Source organism: Priestia sp. YIM B13490 (assembly GCF_042787735.1).
GTDB classification, from domain to species: Bacteria; Bacillota; Bacilli; order Bacillales; family Bacillaceae_H; genus Priestia; species Priestia megaterium.
In genome coordinates this window covers 1-14,021 of sequence record NZ_JBHZOT010000024.1, presented here as the reverse complement: position 1 = coordinate 14,021, position 14,021 = coordinate 1, and the positions used below count along the sequence as shown (strand labels likewise).

16 protein-coding genes are annotated in these 14,021 nt (G+C 32.4%); 11 read left to right on the top strand and 5 right to left on the bottom strand.

Annotation, left to right across the window (positions count from 1 at the left end; translation table 11 throughout):
* Positions 1 to 193: 193 nt before the first annotated feature.
* The 3 genes from ACFX4R_RS28215 to ACFX4R_RS28205 all read left to right on the top strand — a co-directional run bounded on the left by ACFX4R_RS28215 (position 194) and on the right by ACFX4R_RS28205 (position 2,136).
* Positions 194 to 853 (top strand): SDR family NAD(P)-dependent oxidoreductase, encoded by a 660-nt coding sequence (locus ACFX4R_RS28215; protein WP_028408948.1) that lies wholly within the window; start codon positions 194 to 196, stop codon positions 851 to 853.
* A 681-nt stretch (positions 854 to 1,534) separates the two neighbouring features.
* Positions 1,535 to 1,747 carry a hypothetical protein gene (locus ACFX4R_RS28210; RefSeq protein WP_043977732.1) on the top strand — a complete coding sequence of 71 codons (213 nt, stop codon included), beginning with the start codon at positions 1,535 to 1,537 and terminating at the stop codon, positions 1,745 to 1,747.
* A gap of 104 nt (positions 1,748 to 1,851) precedes the next feature.
* Positions 1,852 to 2,136 carry an AbrB/MazE/SpoVT family DNA-binding domain-containing protein gene (locus ACFX4R_RS28205; protein ID WP_098250231.1) on the top strand — a complete coding sequence of 95 codons (285 nt, stop codon included), beginning with the start codon at positions 1,852 to 1,854 and terminating at the stop codon, positions 2,134 to 2,136.
* A gap of 23 nt (positions 2,137 to 2,159) precedes the next feature.
* On the opposite strand, the gene ACFX4R_RS28200 is transcribed toward ACFX4R_RS28205, so the two are convergent.
* The 4 genes from ACFX4R_RS28200 to ACFX4R_RS28185 all read right to left on the bottom strand — a co-directional run bounded on the left by ACFX4R_RS28200 (position 2,160) and on the right by ACFX4R_RS28185 (position 6,075).
* Positions 2,160 to 2,804, bottom strand: a complete 645-nt coding sequence (locus ACFX4R_RS28200) for a hypothetical protein (RefSeq protein WP_043977727.1) — start codon at positions 2,802 to 2,804, stop codon at positions 2,160 to 2,162.
* A gap of 469 nt (positions 2,805 to 3,273) precedes the next feature.
* Positions 3,274 to 4,176 (bottom strand): Rpn family recombination-promoting nuclease/putative transposase, encoded by a 903-nt coding sequence (locus ACFX4R_RS28195; protein ID WP_043977725.1) that lies wholly within the window; start codon positions 4,174 to 4,176, stop codon positions 3,274 to 3,276.
* A 325-nt stretch (positions 4,177 to 4,501) separates the two neighbouring features.
* The gene (locus ACFX4R_RS28190; RefSeq protein WP_043977722.1) at positions 4,502 to 4,876 is read right to left on the bottom strand and encodes a hypothetical protein; all 375 of its coding nucleotides are present in this window, start codon (positions 4,874 to 4,876) and stop codon (positions 4,502 to 4,504) included.
* 17 nt (positions 4,877 to 4,893) lie between these two features.
* Complete coding sequence (locus tag ACFX4R_RS28185) at positions 4,894 to 6,075, bottom strand: Alp7A family actin-like protein (RefSeq protein WP_377571543.1); 1,182 nt, start codon at positions 6,073 to 6,075, stop codon at positions 4,894 to 4,896.
* 404 nt (positions 6,076 to 6,479) lie between these two features.
* Between ACFX4R_RS28185 and ACFX4R_RS28180 the strand changes: the two genes are divergently transcribed.
* The 6 genes from ACFX4R_RS28180 (at position 6,480) to ACFX4R_RS28155 (ending at position 10,289) form a co-directional block, all read left to right on the top strand.
* Positions 6,480 to 6,554 (top strand): HepT-like ribonuclease domain-containing protein, encoded by a 75-nt coding sequence (locus tag ACFX4R_RS28180; RefSeq protein WP_163081099.1) that lies wholly within the window; start codon positions 6,480 to 6,482, stop codon positions 6,552 to 6,554.
* Positions 6,555 to 6,974: 420 nt separating this feature from the next.
* A complete protein-coding gene (locus ACFX4R_RS28175; protein WP_043977720.1) occupies positions 6,975 to 7,157 on the top strand; it encodes an aspartyl-phosphate phosphatase Spo0E family protein in 183 nt (60 codons plus the stop codon).
* 347 nt (positions 7,158 to 7,504) lie between these two features.
* Positions 7,505 to 8,725: an NO-inducible flavohemoprotein gene (hmpA, locus tag ACFX4R_RS28170; protein WP_043977719.1), complete on the top strand. Its 1,221-nt coding sequence runs from the start codon at positions 7,505 to 7,507 to the stop codon at positions 8,723 to 8,725.
* A 595-nt stretch (positions 8,726 to 9,320) separates the two neighbouring features.
* Complete coding sequence (locus ACFX4R_RS28165) at positions 9,321 to 9,548, top strand: helix-turn-helix domain-containing protein (protein WP_043977717.1); 228 nt, start codon at positions 9,321 to 9,323, stop codon at positions 9,546 to 9,548.
* A gap of 60 nt (positions 9,549 to 9,608) precedes the next feature.
* The gene (locus ACFX4R_RS28160) at positions 9,609 to 9,773 is read left to right on the top strand and encodes a hypothetical protein (protein ID WP_157842243.1); all 165 of its coding nucleotides are present in this window, start codon (positions 9,609 to 9,611) and stop codon (positions 9,771 to 9,773) included.
* Between the two features lie 234 nt (positions 9,774 to 10,007).
* Positions 10,008 to 10,289: an exonuclease gene (locus ACFX4R_RS28155; protein ID WP_322552744.1), complete on the top strand. Its 282-nt coding sequence runs from the start codon at positions 10,008 to 10,010 to the stop codon at positions 10,287 to 10,289.
* Positions 10,290 to 10,376: 87 nt separating this feature from the next.
* Here ACFX4R_RS28155 and ACFX4R_RS28150 read toward each other — a convergent pair whose 3' ends face one another.
* Positions 10,377 to 11,258 carry a LysR family transcriptional regulator gene (locus tag ACFX4R_RS28150; protein ID WP_043977714.1) on the bottom strand — a complete coding sequence of 294 codons (882 nt, stop codon included), beginning with the start codon at positions 11,256 to 11,258 and terminating at the stop codon, positions 10,377 to 10,379.
* Positions 11,259 to 12,359: 1,101 nt separating this feature from the next.
* Between ACFX4R_RS28150 and ACFX4R_RS28145 the strand changes: the two genes are divergently transcribed.
* Positions 12,360 to 12,581: a hypothetical protein gene (locus tag ACFX4R_RS28145; protein WP_043977705.1), complete on the top strand. Its 222-nt coding sequence runs from the start codon at positions 12,360 to 12,362 to the stop codon at positions 12,579 to 12,581.
* A gap of 439 nt (positions 12,582 to 13,020) precedes the next feature.
* Entirely contained in the window at positions 13,021 to 13,575 is a 555-nt protein-coding gene (locus ACFX4R_RS28140) for an HPP family protein (RefSeq protein WP_144636321.1), read from the top strand.
* The last annotated feature ends 446 nt before the right edge of the window (positions 13,576 to 14,021 follow it).

Genomic DNA, 14,021 nt, shown 5'->3' with positions numbered 1-14,021 from the left:
AACGCGCGTTGCTTAAATAACACATGTTTTTGTGGAAGGGTTTTTGATCAAGTAAATTGTTGTGACCATTCAGAATCATACCCAAAAGATTGAAAATACGATTGGTTCTTAATAAATAAAGTAGTACCTATTGTAACAAATGAACTCTCTTAGAAAAAAGAATTAGCTAAGAAGTTATGGAGGGAATTATATTATGAAAAATATTGTAATTGTTGGGGCAGGACCAGGATTAGGAATGTCTATTGCGAAGAAGTTCGGAAAAAACGGATTTCGTGTAGCGCTTATAGCCCGTAATGAAGAAAAGTTGAACCAACTGGTTATTGAACTAGAACAATTAGGCATTGAAGCAGCATCATTTCAAGCTGATATATTAAATAAAGATCAAATTAGTTTAGCTTTCACAACGATCAAAGAGAAATACGGATTTATTGATGTGGTTGAATACAGTCCAACTCCAAGTATCGATACAGTAACAAACGCATTAGATGTAACAGAAGAAAATGCGCTATACCAATTTCAATTCAACGTTTTAGGTGCGATATCGAGTATTCGAGAAGTGCTTCCGGATATGTTGGATAAACAAAGTGGAGCTCTGTTATTTACGACAGGTGGAGCCGCAGTCAATCCAGTACCAATGATGGGCAATGTCGGAATTGCAGTTTCCGGTCTTCGTAATTATATCTTCAATTTGAATAGTGAATTAAAGGACAAAGGTATTTATGCAGGGCACATTTCGATCGGAATCTGGATGCAGCCGAATTCGGGAGTTCAAGACAAAATTGCCGACATTTGGTATGACATGTACACCAAAAGAGATCGAGTCGAAGAATTTATTACGGAAGATAAAGTATGAATCGGGTAGATTAAAAATTAATCATCTCGGGTATAAATCCGGCATCAATCACCAAAAAGGTAACCGTTTTTGATGTGAGAAACGGATACGCTGATCGAAGCACAGAAATGGGTGGATTAACCCCAACTCTACATGTAGAGTTGGGGTTAATGCGTTTTTATGTGTCCGTACATGTATTTTATTTTATTTACTATGATAATTACTTTAACGTCTTGTAATAGAATTGAATATATCGTTCGCAAAAGTATACGTTTACGGAATGTGTGTTTGTATAAAAAATTATCATTCTCGACGTTCGTTTAAAATTGAAAACAATTTATGAACGTTCTTTAAAATGCATGTAGTTTTACAAACGACTTTAGCAAAGTAATAGATTGAAAAGTCTACTTCCTATAATCAAATTTATGGTAACTGAACTCAAAAAAAAAGGCCTGTATCTAAGTAGATACAGGCCTTTTTTTAACCCATATAGTTTAAAAATGGCAATTCGTATTCTTATCAGCTTATGTATAAAAGCTATCATGTCAGATATAACGCATATGTAACTAGGTTTGTATGTCTATGGATAGTTGGTATAAAATTCTTTTTTTCCATAATAGGTATCTATACATTTCCTTTTACAATTTACACTATTAACCCTTATTATGGAATTAAACTCAAAATAAGGTGGGAGATGCTTGTATGAGAGCTAAGATTGAGAAAGCGAACCATGTAGTGATGTTTGAAACAGCTGGTGAGTTTTATGCACACGAAGTGACTCAAGGTCCTAAAGTGGGTTTCTTTGCTTGCCCCTCTTGTGGAGTGAAAGTTTATCATAAACAAGATCATTTCTTTTCACGTGAACATGAGCGTACGTGTACTTATGTACAAGAGCAATCTAAGAAAAAGTTCTAAACCTGTATCTTAAAACCTAGTTTGTAAAAATAAAATTGGTTAATTTGTACATTTATAGTATAATATGAAAGTTGTGCTTATGAACATATAAAAGGAGAGTCAGCATGAAGGGACTAAGTACGTTAAGAAAGATAGATGCAGTGGGACGTATAGTAATTCCCATTGAGCTAAGAAAGCTATTGGATATAGGTAAAGATGATGAGGTAGAGATTTTATTGGAAGATGATCATATAGAGATAAAAAAATACAGAGAATCTAATGAATGTCTGATTACAGGTGAGATAACATCTCAAAACCATAGATATGCAAATAATTTAGTTCTAAGTCCATTAGGTGCAAAAATTCTATATAACGAAATAAAGGACAAACAAAAAACCTTTGAATCTTAAATTCAAAGGTTTTTTAGGTCGAACTATTTTTTATGCTGTACACTTTCTAACCAGTTTTGGATAGAAGATCCCAAGCTAGTTGCTCCTACTTTTAATTCATCCATAATATAAGAAATTAAATTGTGTAAACTGTACTCTTCTTTATAAGGATTGTTTTTATTGATGAATTTTAACACCTCTTTTAACTCCTGCATTCTTCCTGGATCCAATTCTTCTTCTAAATGGCGAGTCATGTATTCATCAACAAAATCAGAATTCCTTATGCTCGCTTCAATTAAAAAGGACGCAGCTAATGCAGGAGAGCAATCTAAAGCATAAGCTAAGCGTTTCAGGATATCATACGTTTCTCCATGCCCATCTTTTAAGCGTGTAGAGACACGCTCTTTCTCAATATTTTTGTATAGGTGTCTAATTGGCTCATTGGACATATCCCCCATATACACAGTGCTGCCAAAGCTAAATCCTCTTCTAAAATAATTTGATAGGTAGTCCATTACTTTTGAAGAAGCAAGGCCTGATATACAAATTGACTCAACTACACTTTTCACGGGTGTATTTGTAATGTAAGACAATCGATAAACACATTCTTTAAGATCAACTGGAAGTGATGGTTTTACATCTCTTTTTTTGTCACTTCGAATTTTTCTTTTCTTCTCTTCTACTCTCACATAATCACTCCTAAAATCTAAAATTACCCCTAGGACAATGACTTTTTGTACATACCTAAAACATGTATATGGCAGGGGAGGGAGGAGCATGTATATTTTTTTGTGATAGTGGAAAAAACTTATAATAGTAGAACATGAGAGGAGTCTTTTGTATGAAAATGACGAAAGAAGAAGCACAAGAAATCGCAAAAAAAATAAAAGAAAACTCTAATAAGTACGGATTGCCTGTGAAAAAAAAGAAAAATGCTAGTACAAACTAAAAGGGAATATATAAGAAAAGGTCTTCAATTTAACAAAAAATATAAGTCTTATATTTTCCTCCTATAGTACGCTGCGTAATAAAGATAAAATAAATATAAGCGAACTTACTTACAATAAACTTCAAATTAGATGAGTTGATAATGAAGAAGTTAAAAAAGAGACTGCCTAATAAAATTAATTTATTAGGCAGTCTCTTTTTTAACTATGATTATTGGTGACGTAGTTTATCAATTTCTTCTGGTGCAAGGTTTGTAAATTCAGCGATTGTTTGGTTATCTAAACCCTTTTGGATCATACTTAAAGCCACCTTTATGATACCTTTTTTTTCGCCTATCTCTTCACCAATTTGTTTTCCTTTTTCTTCTCCAAGTTTTTCAGCTCTTCGTAAAGCTGACTTTTCATCTAATAATGCTTTTCTTCGTGCTTCATATGCTAATAGCACTTCCGGATCTTGGCTAACACGTTCCCACTCGTCCATTGCTTTCTTTAATACTTGATCTTCTTGCATCGCAATCTCCTCCAATACCTGAGTGATTTCCTCATCTTCGGATGCTTCAAGTAATAATAACCATCGCACAAGTTGATCTTCTCGTGGATCTACCTCTCTGTTACGCCATTTTATTAATAACTTAGGTAGCTCCATAAAATGAATTTCCAGCATATCCGTTAAGAGTAATTTCTGCTCTCGTTCATATAACTGAAAGGTAGAGTGGTAATCATGAATATGAGATAAATAACGGAAGTTCACAATATTAATGGTGATGGTTTTACAGAGCTCTCCGTAGTCCATGCCTTCTTTCATTTGACTACTGTACATTTTAGACCAGTAGTAGAGTGTTCGTTTTTCCATGTCATGTTTATTGTTAAGTTGAATTTCAATATTAACACGGCTTCCATCCTCTAACTGTGCGTGTACATCTAAAATTGAGCGTTTATCTTCTTGGTTTTCTTTATTGAAATGCGGATCTAATAACTGCACCGTCTGAATTTTTTTATCATCTGGAAAACGGAGTGCTGCGTTCAAAAAAGCAGCTAAAATAGATTCATTTCCATGTGTGCCAAATAGTGATTTAAATGCAAAGTCGACACGCAAATCTAATCGTTTTGTCATAATACCCTCCATCATTTCCATGTTTGTTATTAGTATACCATGACTATACCGATTCCTTCTATCTAACACTTTAGGAGCAAATTGATTATCAATACGGTATTTGTTACATCAATTATTTATGTTCTTGATACAAAGAAGTATGAAGGGGTACTTAAAACAAATAGAAGTACTGGGGCTGATTGCTATTACCAATAAATAAACTCCTTATTTACATCGTTCTTTTAGTCTGAGCACGTTCTCTGTAAATATGAAAATGGAAATGCCTTAAAAATCAATAAACCACCGAAAGCAAAAAAGCCACTAGGATACCTAGTGGCTTAGTGTTTTAAAAATCACTATATTCTTCGAGATCATCGTCGTCTAAAGAGCCAGATACTTGCTCTAAATCTGCGATCTTACCTTCTTTTAAGGTTTGACTTTCTGAAGGTTTGTCTTCTAACTCCTCTTGCTTACCTACAAAACCATTAGCTTTAGCTAATTGCTTTAATTCCTGGAGTTCTGAATTGATATGTTCGAGAAGCTCTTCTGTTCTATGTGCTGATTCTACTTGGTTGATAGATGCACTATGAAGATCACGAACAATTAAAGATGAAATGTAGTCCCCTAATTTTCGAGACTTTGCATATTTTGCGAGTATGTCATAGACTTCATCACTTAACTGATTGGTTTTAATCGTAAAGGCGTTCTGACGCTCTGTCATGGTTATCACCTACGCTGTTAGGATTTAACGGCTTTCTTCTCTGCTTGTTTCTTTTGAAGATATCCAATGCTTCGAATTTCTAAGCCGAATAAATTCAAGTGACGACTATCTTCTGGCACTTTATGATATTTCTCTGTGCGTTCTTCACCGATTTTTTCATTCATGCTATTCATAATGGCTACTTCTAGTGTAGGAGCGACACCGCCACTATATACATATTTACGAATTTTATTGGCTGGTGGTGGCGCTACATCATTTAACTTCGCTAATAAAATCTCTACATAGTCTTTTAGAGAAGATGTAATTTGAGCTGTTAAATCAATAGATTCACCAGTATTTTCATTCTTTAACTCAAATTTTTGTTTGCTGTAGTTATCTAAAATAAACTGATCAAAAGCACGCAAATCGGTAAACAACTCTGGGAATTTCTCTTTTCGTAACTTATCAATGTGCGCTAAGTATGGAATACCTTCAATACTTTGGAATGATTCGCGACTATTTGCAGCTTTTAATCCTTCTGGTAAAATAACAACATCAATGGATCCTCCACCAATATCGACCATCACGGTTTCACATTCCACATATTCATTGGCATCTTCACGGTTTTGAAGCGTTAGGTCTTTCTTTAGTGCAAAGCGTGCAATCTCGCCTTCTTTTAAGCATGCACTTTCTTCTACAGATACTTTTATGTCTTTTTCGAACCCTGGTGTATGAATGTGGAAAGCATGGTCACCTAGGAAGCGAGTAGCCATGGCTTTTTGCGCTTCGCCAAACGTACTTTCTTTTTTTAGTAACCAAATTGGTAACATCGTAGAGAAGTAGTTAATCTCGATGCTATTATCTTTTTGATCTTTCGCATGCAACGCATGGTAGTATGCAATAGCAGCTAGAAATGTCACATAAGGAATATGACTTGTAATTTTGTTATGTAAACGATTGATGTGGTTATTCGCAAGTTGTTGGCTTGCAGCGATGTCACCGACTAAGAAATAACGTTCTTTCTCTTCGTCACCGATTGTTGTAGATAGTAAGATACGCTTCTTAAATTCTTCTGGTGCTGTTACTGCATCTGTAAAAAATGAATCAGCAACATCTTTTTGTAGTTCTACAACGTTGGTTGGGAAATCAAATAGGTATCCATCAATGATATTCATATCAACGGAGTTTCCACAGTCTTTATTAAAACGTGAAATTTTCATGTTTATACACCTCGTTTTTAAGTTGAACTTCTGTTGAACTCATTATACAAGAAGAAGGGCGAAAATTCAATCCTTTGGTTCAACTTATTTATCTTCAAAAACTTACATATATCAACAAATATTTTTATCTAGTTGAACTTATTAAGGGGTAAAAAAAGTATTATGAAAGTTCCGGTTAGAGAATGTGAAGGTCACAATTAGATTATAATAAGAAAGAATGTGTGAGAAACATAACATTCTTCTCAATATAAAATAAATACATAGTTTCCATAAGTTTAAAAGGAAATAAAAGAACGTACAGAACCTATTCTTATAGCTGAAGAACGATTAGGTCTTCCTCAAACCAGCAGGGAAGCTTTTAATATGTTAGAGTCACAATCATTACAAGTGAGATTGCGTATAGAATGAAAGCTATGGTAGGGTTTCGAAACATTTCTGTTCACGATTATCAAGCGATCAATCAAGATATTCTGCGGTAAATATTAGATAAGCATTTAAATGATTTTACTACGTATACTAAGCAGATTATTGATTATTAATTGAGTGAGTTATTCTATTTAAAAAGGACAAATAAGTTAGGAGGTTTGTCCTTTTTGGTGTTTTGTAGATGTTTATCCGATTTTAACCTTTAAAAATTGAACATCTCTATGTTAAAAACAAGAAAAGTCCTCATAACTCGAGGACTTTTCTTGACTATGAAATAAGAAATGGAATTTTCATTCGCATCTACAAGACGTATTGTATCATGTATTAGGTATGAAAAATGAGCTATTCAAACCCCAAAAAAGGTATTTCAAGCTTTCAATTGGGTTTTACAGGGAAAAACATTGTTACAAACTAAAAATATAGTTATTGTTAAATAAAAACGTAACAACTTAGAGAAATAGGTGATTAGATAAGTGCAAACAAATAGATACAACAATACTTTAAGGAAGGCTTTACTTGTAGATATAGAGGCAGGAAGAGAACTTATGATTCAAATAGGTTTAGAAGAAGGATTCACCAGTAAAAATACCATTGTAATTAGCCAATTCGTTGATCAATTGCTAAACCAATTAGAAGAGGCCTCTACGGCTTATTAGTTCTTATTTTTTATGAAAAAAGTATAAGACACCTCGATATTGATCTTAGGAATACTAGCTTATACACAGAATTGGCTAGAGTAAGTAAAGTAATAGATAAAGAAAGCCTTATAAATAAGGCTTTCTTTATAACGATAATTTATATTATGTTAACCAAGGTTGTATATCATGTACATCTTAAAATAATTCAAAGTGAAAAATGAACGATGTTTTAAAACGATTTTCAGGTGTGAATATTACCTATAGACCTCCAAGATTCGTATAGGATTGGATAAATTTAGGTATATTAATTGAAGTGTTCAGTCCTGATACATATTACAAACTTCTTAAAAGGTGGATGATGTAACATGCTTGATTCCAAGACAATTGAGATCGTTCAATCAACAGTGCCAGTTTTGAAAGAACATAGTAAACAAATAGGGAAAAGATTTTATGAGTTATTATTTGAAAAGGCACCAGATTTGTATAATATGTTTAATCAAACGAATCAAAAAAGAGAGATTCAACAGGAAGCTTTAGGTTATGCGGTTTATGCTGCAGGAGAACATATAACCAATCTAGAAGCCATTAAACCTGTCATTGAAAGGATTTCACAAAAACATCGTGCAATCGGAGTAAAAGCAGAACAATATCCGGTTGTTGGTGAAACCTTACTTCAAGCAGTAAAGGATGTTTTGGGAGATGCAGCTTCAGACGATATTATTGAAGCGTGGGGGAAAGCGTACGGATACATTGCCAATGCTTTTATTGAGCTAGAAGAAGATCTCTACAAAGAGACAGAGAGCCAACCGGGAGGTTGGGAAGGATATCGAAGCTTTTATATCGATAAAAAGGTAGAAGAAAGCGATAATGTGACGTCTTTTTATTTAAAAGCGAAGGATAATAACGCCATTGCTTCTTATAAAGCCGGACAATACCTTACACTAGCAGCAGCCGTTCCCGGAGAGAAATATACGCATATTCGTCATTATAGTCTTTCTGAATCCCCAGGAAAGGATTATTATCGAATCAGTGTAAAACGGGAAGATGCCCATGATGGTGCTCCAGCAGGGATTGTCTCAAACTATTTACATAACCAAGTTGAAACAGGAGGTACGCTTAAGTTTTCAGCTCCAGCTGGAGATTTCGTGCTTGATGATAGCAAGCAACCTGTTGTCCTCATTAGTGGAGGAATAGGGATTACACCTTTGCTTAGTATGCTGAATACCATCGTAGAAAAACAGCCAACACGTCAGGTCACCTTTATTCATGCAGCCATCAATGGGAAAACACACGCTTTTAAAGAACATGTGGCTCAATTAGATAAGAATAACGAAAATGTTACCTCCTTCACCTGCTATAGTTCGCCTAGTGAAGAGGATCGACTGGTTGATAATTTTGATAAAGAAGGTTACGTTGATTTAGAATTATTGCAATCGATTATTCCTTCAAAAGAAGCCGGTTTTTACTTCTGTGGATCGATTCCTTTTATGGAAGCCATTCTGAAAGCCTTGCATAGATGGGATGTACCAAACGAACAGATTCATTATGAAGTATTTAGCCCTGTAGCCATTTTAGGAGAAAAGTAAATAAAGTGACCTCCAATCCATTTAATTATCTACAGGTCAAGCCCCTGAAACCTTTGTGAATTTCAGGGGCTTTTGATATTTTCAATACTCTTTCTTATATAGACTAGATATGTGTAGGTATACATGATTTATTTCTAAATAGGGGTAATGTTTTTAGTTCTTAATCGCTTTTGTAATTAAATGGACAGTTCTCATTGATAATGTAACTTAATCAATAATGATGATTTAAAATACTAAACAGGATGTTTCTATGAAGCTTCCTTCACTATAGAACAGATTTAAGTATGTCTATAAGCGTCTTTATAATCTTTTACATATAATATTATAAGGAAAATAATATTTTTGATATGTTTGAAAATTTGTTAAGCTAATCGAGTAGTTTTCTGATTTATGAAGATAGAAGGGTCTCAAATCAAAAAACTTTTCATCTTAACTTATATTTTTGATGCTAATTATATCCATAGTATTGTTCTATTCATTTTCAATAGATTTCTTATCTGAGAGTTTTAATTTTTATAATTTCCCTTTACTTTTTAGGGTTGCAATTAATATATGGGATATTCATTGTCATGATTTTTATATAGGAGGAATTTAAATGGATAAAGAGATGGTTAAATTTATAAGAAAAAGTTACAACATGAATCAACGTAATTTCGCTCAAGTAGTTAACTGTAGTTTTTCATTAATTGCTTTAGTGGAGGTTGGTAAAAGAAGAATAACGGAAAACCTATACAATAAAATTACAGATGCCTTTAATTTAGATGAAAAGCAATTGAAAGAAATTCATTCTCATTTAATAGAAAGTAATCAAAACAAATATTAAGGAAAATGAATTTACAAATATAGGATAAGTTAATTTAATTTACAAAAGGAGCGAGTAATAGTGGATGTAAAAGAAAGCGAAAAAACTATTCGATTAAAAGTAATGCTTCAAGAAGCTTTAGAACCGATGACGGAAAAATTAGAAAAGCTAAATGAAGAAGTTGAAACAATTCGGAAAAACCAACAGAAATTACAGAAGATGTTAGAAGAAATAATAATAAAATAATAGGAAAAAATCTTTCCTTAGTGGCCTAATAATACGGCTAAATACTCTAGTCTAGTTACGGAAAACTTGTGATTTTTATTCCTATTTTAGCCTTCGATAAAATAGGAATAAAAGAGTTAGCAATAAATTGTCATTTAATGGGTGGGTTTTCATCAGGTAGAGAACATAACAACATATTATGATATACTTTTTTTAGTATAGATACTCATTTTCTTGTAAAGAGGTGTCTTTCTAATGGATTATCATTTAATTGGTTTATCATTTGTATTTTTTATTTCATTCTATTTTATTGGAATAAAAAAGCATATTAGAGGGCTATCAAGATGGAAACAATTTCGGGTCAAAGACCAGGAAAGGTTTGCTCAGTTAGTAGGAACATACTTATTAGTGGTAGGTATCTCCTTGTTAATAAGTGGCTTTGTAAATTACCCTTATGAAAACGCTACCGTTTATATATTTACATTAGGTTATGGCGATTTACTTACCGTGTATATAAGTAACCATATTATTGAATAATCATTTTTAGAAAGAGCTCCCTAGAAGCTCTTTTTTGGTTAGAAAAAATGTTTGCTTTAAAATTCACTTTTCTAGTTAGACTAGTACTTATTCAACTGTAAAGTGATTTAAAAAATATCTTGCAGCCTTGGTAAGACTATTTTTTTTAAGTGATACAATAGCCGGTTCAATGTAGAGCTGGAAATTTTCTATTTCAAGAACTTCGATATCATGTTTAAAACTCGCCTGAATTCCTGATTTTGGAACAATTGAGATACCTACTCCGGAAGCAACTAAAGAAAGTAACGTAGAAATATCTTTACACTCCATTACAATATTAGGAGAAAATTGATGTTTATGAAAATTACTCAACATATTTTCGTATACGGAGTATCCTTTCATATGACCTAGCATAAGGAAGGGATAATCTATAATATCTTTCAAGTTTACAGTGTTTTTTGAAAAACGCTCTTTCCAAATTAGAGGTACTACTAACACAAAGGGTTCTTCTGGTAAACATGTCACGTGGTAATTTTCTAATCTTTGGGGAAGAAGCATCAATGAAAATTCAATTTTTTGTTCAATTAGCAATTCTTCTAAATGAGAAGAGTCACCTTGCCAGACTTTAATAAATATATTTGGATAAACTTCCCTGAAAGCATTTAGATGTTTAATTAGGTAAGAAACGCAGGTATAAGCTATACCAATAGACAAAGTTCCCCTGAGTCCTTCTTCCATTTCTTGAATTTCCTGTTTAATAATCTTGCTTTCTTGCAACATCTGAACAGCATGACTATACAATACCTTTCCAGTTTCAGTTAACTCCCATTGCTGGGTATAACGTTTAATTAAAGTTGTTCCAAGTTCTTTTTCTAAACGCTGAAGTTGTTGACTAAGTGGGGGTTGTGCCATATGTAACACTTGGGCAGCCTTCGAAATCCCTCCTTCATCTACAATGGTTTTAAAATATTTTAGTTGTTTAATATCCATGTCAATCACCCAATCATATGCAATATATATAACATTATAACAATAAATATATTTTTCATATAACATAAATATTGATAAGATACTTTTAGGATTCTTAATAACAGAACAAAGTATAGTAAAGGTCGGTAAATTGTATATGTAAAGCTACATCTATTCTTTAAAATTCCCATCATAGCAAATAATAGGCTTATTTTTCAGGTTACATAAAAAATATGGAAGTTTATAGGGTGAATAACTTTTATTCTTTTAATAACGAAGGTAAGATAACCTATCTTTAGTTCAGGAGTGGTTATCTAGTAACCTACTTAACCTTCGATATTACTACATGATGAAGTAGATCTATAACTGTTCAAGTAGAACATTAAATCCTACTTTATTTATAAGATAAATACGTTATGGGTAATTATACTAAGTTAGATGAGAGCCAAGAAAATGGTTAACGATATACTAGCAAAAGGAGAAGATAAATTATGTGGATTCGCTTTTTTATTATGGGTTTCTTTTCTTTAACAGCAATATCTCTCATAGGTTATCAAGTTATAGAGATTTTCCATGCATATGGTGATTTTTTTTATAAGAGTCCTAAATAAGGACAATTAAATTTAAAATACTTAACAATAAAAAGAATGATAATAAAAGGGAACGATATAAAGTATTAAAAAGAGAGAAACCTATTATATGAAGGAACATATTGACTCTTTGTGTTTTTATAAAGCTTTGAAAATAACCATTTCTTATAAAGAGGTGTTTTTATACATGAATTATCGTTTAATTTGTTTAGCATGTTTGTTCTTTTTTCTTTATTACCTTATTGGTGTAAAGAAATATATTAGATGGTTATCTGGATGGAAGCAATTTCATATTAAAGATAAGAAAAGATTCACGAAATTAATAAGCACTTATTTATTAGTGGTAGGGTTCACAGTTTTAATAAGTGGATTCATTGATTATCCGTTTGAAGCTACTATACTATATTGTTTTACATTAGGTTATGGTGATTTACTTATGGTTTATATAAGTAATCATATAATTGAGTAATAAATTGGATAGATGGCTTCCTGAAATGGAAACCTTCAAGCATGTAAGGAAGAATTAAAAGACTTGAAGAGCATATTATCGAATTATCAATTATCCTTAGTTTATGGAAACACCTCTGAAGAAGATGTAAAGGATATTCGTTTTGGTAAACAAGGATATATTGACGATGAAGCAGATTACTATATTTGTGGTCCAGTTTCATTCCTTCATTGTATTGTAACAAGTTTGAAAGAGTTAGGTGTTAATTCGGAACATATTCACTTTGAATTTTTGGATCTGCGGTAAATCTATAGGATGATTAATTAAGTATAGAAAACAATGCTTTTTTAATAAGGTAGGGATGATAATAGATACCTAGTTTCAAGCCTGATGAGACTGAAACTAGGCTTTTTAATAAATTTATTTAACTGATAATAGCCCTAGTCTGGCCTAACTATAGGATAGACTTACTTCTTATCCTAAAATAGCTACATACTTCGTAATGAATCTTTTCTTTTGGTACTTCCCATTTATTTAAAGTTTTATTCTTTGCTTCACTCGCTTTTGTACACTTTACAAGATAAATTCGAACCATTAAATAAACTCAATTTAATTTTTAGATCTAAAAAAGAAAATTTAGATATCTATTTAAATAATCAGAGTTTTTCTATAAAATAACTTTATTTGTTAGAAGTTTTGAAAAATTACTTGCCAAACTAGCTAGAAAGGATAATAGGATATTACAATGGAGAAAAAACTTGAAAAGAATTGGAGTCATCACTCAAGCATAGGATTAGCTGCATATCTAAAAAAAATGAAAGGGACGATTAGACAAGAAGCTAAAGTTGATTATATTGATTCTATTATTTCAGCTGTAGGTGCACTTATTGCTGTTATTACGGTTAGTTTTATGGCTATTCATCTAGGCTATCCTATGGCATTAGCTCCCCTTGGAGCGAGTTGTATCTTAGTATTTGGTGCTCATAAGGGTGCTCTTTCTCAACCAAGACATGTAGTCGGAGGGCATTTGCTTGCCACTACCTTTGCTATTATTATTTGGTGTTTATTAGGTAACAGTTTATTCACTCTTGGGCTCGTATTAGCTCTTGTATTAATTCTAATGGCCCTTACACAAACGATGCATCCTCCAGCAGCAGCTAGTGCACTCGTTGCTGTTAACAATCAAGTAGGTTGGGGGTTTCTTATTCCTGTTCTATTGGGTTCCCTACTGATAGTAGTTATCTCGATTATTTATAATAATTTATTTCAATCAAGGCAATATCCAAATCATTGGTTATAAAGGTGAATATGGTAAAACAAGAGTAGCATCTTAAAAAGGTGATTTAAAAAATGGAAGAGTTTATGGAAAATTGTACCATATGTAGAAAAGAAATATACTGTATAAATGGCTCTTTAAATGGCCTTATTCACTCAGATAGGGCGTTACGATGCTTCTCTTGTGATAAAGAGAGGTTTCTGAAAAATGGATATTAATAAGGGTTTTGATTCAAAAATCCCAAGATAGTTGTAAGTAATCTGAAGTTTTTGAATCAGAACCAATCTTACTAATTTGATTATAAATAGTTAAACTATTTCAATTACAAATACTCTAACTATTACCTATTATGTATAAAAATATAAATAATTTTACCAAAAAGTCGGCTTACCAACCATAAACCAAAGCATAGTCATTAATAGAATGATGTAAATCCAAATAGATCGCTTTAGTTTAGTTGCCAGTTCTTT

What these genes read in the sequence shown, in the direction of transcription:
- ACFX4R_RS28155 (WP_322552744.1), top strand. Translation starts at nt 10,008, where the DNA reads ATGGATTATCATTTAATTGGTTTATCATTTGTATTTTTTATTTCATTC.
- ACFX4R_RS28140 (WP_144636321.1), top strand. Translation starts at nt 13,021, where the DNA reads ATGGAGAAAAAACTTGAAAAGAATTGGAGTCATCACTCAAGCATAGGA.
- ACFX4R_RS28150 (WP_043977714.1), bottom strand. Translation starts at nt 11,258, where the DNA reads ATGGATATTAAACAACTAAAATATTTTAAAACCATTGTAGATGAAGGA.
- ACFX4R_RS28165 (WP_043977717.1), top strand. Translation starts at nt 9,321, where the DNA reads ATGGATAAAGAGATGGTTAAATTTATAAGAAAAAGTTACAACATGAAT.
- ACFX4R_RS28195 (WP_043977725.1), bottom strand. Translation starts at nt 4,176, where the DNA reads ATGACAAAACGATTAGATTTGCGTGTCGACTTTGCATTTAAATCACTA.
- ACFX4R_RS28185 (WP_377571543.1), bottom strand. Translation starts at nt 6,075, where the DNA reads ATGAAAATTTCACGTTTTAATAAAGACTGTGGAAACTCCGTTGATATG.
- ACFX4R_RS28190 (WP_043977722.1), bottom strand. Translation starts at nt 4,876, where the DNA reads ATGACAGAGCGTCAGAACGCCTTTACGATTAAAACCAATCAGTTAAGT.
- ACFX4R_RS28205 (WP_098250231.1), top strand. Translation starts at nt 1,852, where the DNA reads ATGAAGGGACTAAGTACGTTAAGAAAGATAGATGCAGTGGGACGTATA.
- ACFX4R_RS28215 (WP_028408948.1), top strand. Translation starts at nt 194, where the DNA reads ATGAAAAATATTGTAATTGTTGGGGCAGGACCAGGATTAGGAATGTCT.
- ACFX4R_RS28210 (WP_043977732.1), top strand. Translation starts at nt 1,535, where the DNA reads ATGAGAGCTAAGATTGAGAAAGCGAACCATGTAGTGATGTTTGAAACA.
- hmpA (WP_043977719.1), top strand. Translation starts at nt 7,505, where the DNA reads ATGCTTGATTCCAAGACAATTGAGATCGTTCAATCAACAGTGCCAGTT.